The 3751-nt window shown below is 63.9% G+C and carries 2 protein-coding genes and 1 pseudogene; 1 reads left to right on the forward strand and 2 read right to left on the reverse strand.

The features are described from left to right. Positions 1-111: 111 nt before the first annotated feature. Positions 112-979: pseudogene (locus HKD31_RS15730) on the reverse strand (recombinase family protein); the annotation flags it as partial. A gap of 13 nt (positions 980-992) precedes the next feature. After that, positions 993-1181, reverse strand: coding sequence for a hypothetical protein (locus HKD31_RS15735; protein WP_070325067.1), 189 nt, complete (start codon positions 1179-1181; stop codon positions 993-995). A 241-nt stretch (positions 1182-1422) separates the two neighbouring features. Here HKD31_RS15735 and recD2 point away from each other — a divergent pair, with 241 nt between their 5' ends. Next, a complete protein-coding gene (gene recD2 / locus HKD31_RS15740; protein WP_110581322.1) occupies positions 1423-3609 on the forward strand; it encodes an SF1B family DNA helicase RecD2 in 2187 nt (728 codons plus the stop codon). Positions 3610-3751 lie beyond the last annotated feature (142 nt).

A 3751-nucleotide genomic window follows, 5' to 3' on the forward strand; every position in this document is an offset into this window, starting at 1 on the left:
ATACGGACCAACTGATGCATGATGGTTTCCTTCACTGACATTCAACTCCTCAGCATCCTCTCAGGACCACAGGGAGCCGTCCACACCATCAGTTCTCAGTGAAAATCAACAGCCACCACAGCAACCGCACTTGCTGAGGCCCGAGAACAGGTAACGGGGGCGGCGTTTCTCGCGGAAGTGGTCGGGCGATGACGTGTCGCGTGTGTCCCGGCTGGCGCTGACGCTTGCCGGTGTCGGGATCCTTGATGAAGCGCTGGCGGTTCCACACCAGCCTGCCCACGTACATCTCGTTGTTGAGAATACCGGTGCCGCGTAGCCGGTTGCCGTTGATGGTCGAGAAGCCCCACGCACCACTGCCCGGTGCCGGGATACCTTCGTCATTGAGGCGGAAGGCGATCGCGCGTGGTCCCAGTCCGGCTGCGAAGTCGCGGAAGATGCGACGGACCACGTCGGCTTCCGCTGGATTGATGGTGCGGTCGCCCCGGATCGGCTCGCCGTTGGCGTCGAGCTTGCGCACCACGTCATAGCCGTAGGCATTGCCGCCGCCGGACTTGCCCTGTTCGACCCGGCCTCGCAGGCCGCGATGCGTCTTCTCGGCCAGGTCTTTCAGAAACAGGGCGTTCATCGTGCCCTTGAGGCCGACATGCAGATGCGACACCTCGCCCTCGGAGAGAGTGACGATCCGCACGCCAGCATAGTTCATGCGCTTGAAGACGCCGGCGATGTCCTCCTGGTCTCGGGACAAACGGTCCATCGCTTCGGCCAGCACGATCTGGAACCGTCCGCGCTGTGCATCCGCGATCAGCGCCTGGATGCCGGGCCGCATCAGGGAGGCACCCGAGATGGCGTGGTCGGTATACTCCTCGACGATGCTCCAGCCCTGCTTCTCCGCGTGGGTGCGGCAGACCCGAAGCTGGTCGGCGATCGAGGCGTCGCGCTGGTTGTCGGAGGAATAGCGGGCGTAGAGCGCGACCTTCATGACGGGGTATCCCTTACGGTCCGGAGCGGCGGCGCTGCTCCTGTTGCTGCGACCGGAACCAGTCCCGTGCCGCACGACGGGCCATGAGGCGGACCAGCGCCACAAGACGCGGGTCGGGGGCATTGGGGCGCAGGACGAGCCGCAACTCGGGCTCGGGCGGCCGATACGCCGTGGCAATGGACTGGCTGGGTCTGTCCGTCATCGTCGCTCTCTTCCGACCGTAAGGCAAGGAAAACAGACACACGATCCGGACAGATGACTGTTATTTCAATGGAAAACGGTAATACGAGAAGGCGTGCATGCGCGTGCTCCAGAGTGCGGAATCGTAGTTATGGGTAGTCCCGGATAGTGGCGCGTCGTACAAATACTGGCTTACGGCGGCATCACGGAAGGGGAGGGCGAGTCATGAACGATACGGGAGTGCCGTTCTTCCGGCAGGTCGGATGAGCGGGCGCGCCATCGACTCTTCGCCCACGGAAGCGCTGGCTGGCCTCGTGGAGCGGGTGACGTTCCACAACGCCGAGAACGGCTTCTGCGTCCTGCGGGTGAAGGTGCGGGGGCAGCGCGATCTGGTCACTGTTGTCGGCCATGCCGCCATGATCTCGGCAGGCGAGTTCGTGCAGATGTCGGGGCGCTGGTTCAATGATCACACCCACGGGTTGCAGTTCAAGGCGGAGTTTCTCAAAGCCAGTCCGCCGACCACGGTTGAGGGGATCGAGCGCTATCTTGGCTCCGGCATGATCCGGGGCATCGGTCCGGTCTACGCGAAGAAGCTGGTGAAAGCGTTCGGCGAGGCGGTGTTCGACCTGATCGAGCAGGAACCTGGACGTCTGCGGGAGGTGACGGGCATCGGCCCCAAGCGGGCCGAACGGATTGTCGGTGGCTGGGCGGACCAGAAGGTGATCCGCGAGATCATGCTGTTTCTGCACAGCAACGGCGTCGGCACCTCGCGGGCGGTAAGGATCTTCAAGACCTACGGGCAGGACGCGGTCCAACTGATCAGCGAGAACCCCTACCGGCTCGCGAAGGACATCCGGGGGATCGGCTTCAAGACCGCCGACCAGATTGCCCGGAAGATGGGGATTGCGGCCGACGCCATGATCCGGGTGCGGGCCGGGATCTCCTACGCGCTTGGCGAGGCCATGGATGAGGGGCATTGTGGCCTGCCGGTCCGGGAGTTGCTGACCAGCACCGCCGAACTGCTGGAGGTCGCGGCACCCCTGATCGAGACGGCTCTCACGTTGGAGCTGGAGGCGGGCGACGTTATTGCCGACAGCGTGGGCGAGACGGGATGCATCTTCCTGGCGGGTCTCTATCGCGCGGAGCAGAGCATCGCCGAGCGATTGCGTGCCTGTGTCGTCGGCCGTCCGCCCTGGCCCGAGATCGACGCTGGAAAGGCCATGACCTGGGTGGAACGGAAGACCGGGCTTGCGCTCGCGCCCAGCCAGCAGGAGGCGGTGCGCCTTGCCCTGAACAGCAAGGTGCTGGTGATCACGGGTGGTCCTGGCGTGGGCAAGACCACGCTGGTCAACGCCATCCTGAAGATCGTGACCGCCAAGGGCACGGACGTGCAGCTCTGCGCCCCGACCGGTCGGGCGGCGAAGCGCCTGTCGGAAAGCACCGGACTGGAAGGCAAGACCATCCATCGACTGCTGGAGACGGATCCGGCCAGTGGCACCTTCAAGCGGGATGATACCAACCCGCTGACCTGCGATCTGCTGGTCGTGGACGAGGCCAGCATGGTCGATGTGCTGCTGATGCGATCCCTGCTGCGCGCCTTGCCTGACAACGCCGCGTTGCTGATCGTCGGCGATGTGGACCAGTTGCCGTCGGTCGGGCCGGGGCAGGTGCTGGCCGACATCATCGGCTCCAACGCCGTGCCTGTGGTGCGGCTGACCGAGGTGTTCCGTCAGGCGGCACAGAGCCGGATCATCACCAATGCGCATCGGATCAACGAGAGCAGGATGCCCGAACTGAGCGCGGAAGAGGGATCGGATTTCTACTTCGTGGAGGCGGCCGAGCCCGAGGTCGGGCTGCGCAAGTTGCTGGCCGTGGTGAGGGATCGCATCCCGGCGCGGTTCGGGCTGGACCCTGTTCGCGACGTGCAGGTGCTTTGCCCGATGAACCGGGGTGGCCTTGGGGCGCGGTCGCTGAATATCGAATTGCAGCAGGCGCTGAACCCGCCGGACGAGGTGAAGGTCGAGCGGTTCGGCTGGACCTATGGTCCGGGCGACAAGGTGATGCAGATCGCCAACGATTATGACCGGGATGTCTTCAATGGAGACCTCGGCGTTATCGGCAGGATCGATGTGGAAGAGGGCGAACTGACGGTCTCATTCGATGGACGGGATGTCGTTTATGGCTTCGGCGAGTTGGACGAACTGGTGCTGGCCTACGCCACCACCATCCACAAGAGCCAGGGCTCGGAATACCCGGCGGTGGTGATTCCGCTGGTGACGCAGCATTACGCCATGCTGGCGCGGAACCTGCTCTACACCGGCGTCACACGGGGGCGGAAGCTCGTCGTGCTCGTGGGCCAGAAGAAGGCGCTTGCTATCGCCGTGCGCAATCAGGGTGGCAGGCGACGGTGGTCGAAGCTCAGGGAGTGGCTTGCGGGTAGTTTTGCATGACGGAGCGATGCCTCCATGTCGGCTTCCGCCTCATGTCGGACATAAAAGTGGGTTGGCTCGCCTTTCGCATAACGGACATAGTCCGCGCAGTCCCCCGCTATCACTTGGAGCCGAGAGTGGGGTGATCGTTATGGGAAATAAC

Origin of the sequence: Gluconobacter potus (genome assembly GCF_015244705.1) — a bacterium.
Classification (GTDB): Bacteria; Pseudomonadota; Alphaproteobacteria; order Acetobacterales; family Acetobacteraceae; genus Gluconobacter; species Gluconobacter potus.